At 33.8% G+C, this 1,628-nt stretch carries 1 protein-coding gene; it reads right to left on the reverse strand.

The features are described from left to right. Nucleotides 1-198 precede the first annotated feature (198 nt). Nucleotides 199-1,503: a transposase gene (locus K364_RS0105560; RefSeq protein ID WP_200769820.1), complete on the reverse strand. Its 1,305-nt coding sequence runs from the start codon at nt 1,501-1,503 to the stop codon at nt 199-201. Nucleotides 1,504-1,628 lie beyond the last annotated feature (125 nt).

Here is a 1,628-nt window from a genome sequence, read left to right on the forward strand (position 1 = left end):
CAGCTCTGAAGAGTAAACTTAATTAGATTTCTCTTAAATAGCAAAATATCTCAAAACATATATGTAAAAATTTTCCAATTGCCAAACCTGTTTTTTTAGCCGAAAGAGTAATCCACAAAATTGCCCATTTATTTTTTTAATTGTGGATCACCTCAAAATTGCTTTCCTTCGCATCACATCCTTGCTATAATGATACTGTTAGGTAAACCTTATTTGAATGGGTTTTGCCAACAGTGCTATATCCTCATCTGTTAATGTGCGGGTGCGAATCGCTTCTAACAGGTTTGAGGATATTTCTTTTGCCGCTTTTTTCAGTTCCCTCAATATTTTTGACCCGTTTTCATACAATTGCACCAGTATGTCCGCTATCTGTGTTAGCAGGTAATGATTCTTCATGGCAGTATAATTATGACTATTTGCATGCTCAATATGGTACCGTATGTTTTTTTGATTATTGAACCCCTGGTTTTCTATTTTCCACCGGCTCCGCCCGGCAGCAATAAGCCTTTCTGCGTTTCTTTTTGTTACTTTAATGTTTGTTATAAATAAATACTGTTTACTTTTGCCATCTTCCGTATCTATCTTCGCTTCAATTAGGTTTAGGGTTCTGTTGTTATATGCTATGTCATTTACCCAAAATAGATCCTGTTCTTTACCTTCTTCTATTTCTTTAATTGCATTAAATTCTTCCGCAATGCTTTTTATTCTCCCTTCCTTAAACCGGAAAATATATTTCCAATCATATTGATCGCAACGGCTGAACACAGGTTCGCATGCATAAAGGCTATCTCCTAATATACATATAGGCAGTCTCTTGTACGTTTGCTTTATTTTTTCTGCCAGCCTGTAAAATGCTTTTATCTCACAATCCTGCTTTGTTGCTTCTTCATTTTCATTTTCTATAAATTCCGTTCCTATACTAAAAACCATGTCCCCTACTACTAGCTTTGCTTCAAGTACATGGTGCATATAAATAATTTTTGTTTCCCCTGTTTCCTTATTCGTATATTCTCGCTTTAAACAATGTTCACAGTGCTTCTGGTCAAAGGAATACAGCCCTGTTCCATCAAAAATAACTCCCCAGTACTTCCCCTCTATTCTGTAATCCTCAAAACATCTCTTTTTTAACAATTCTTTTATCATGTATGTTCTGATATTTTCCAGTTCTGATAACTCTAATCCTGTTAAAAAGTCGTTTATTGTATCATAATGAGGCAATTCTTCCAGTACCTCTAGTCCTAATACCTTCCGTATGTTTTCGATACATTCATCTTTATTAAAACTATTACTCATGCTCCGCATTGATTTTAAATCTGCCATGTTTTTCAATAGCATTGTAAATAATATAATTTCCGGGCCGTATGTTATATAACTTTGATTTCTGGGGTCTTTTATATTTTTAAGTCTGTCTGTAAACTCTTTGAAAAAATGCTTCTTGATTTTGATAAACTCGAAAAAATAATTTGTGCCTTTTTCCTGCTCTCTTTTTTCTTTTCTGGTCACCAAGCTTATCTCCCCCAAAATGTACTATTTTTCTACATTTCAATAGTTATATTATCTCATATTTAGCACATTTTGGGGTGTTTTTGTTTATTATTATTCCGAAAAATTTTTACTCTTCAGAGCTG

Source organism: Desulfitibacter alkalitolerans DSM 16504 (assembly GCF_000620305.1).
Taxonomy (GTDB): Bacteria; Bacillota; DSM-16504; order Desulfitibacterales; family Desulfitibacteraceae; genus Desulfitibacter; species Desulfitibacter alkalitolerans.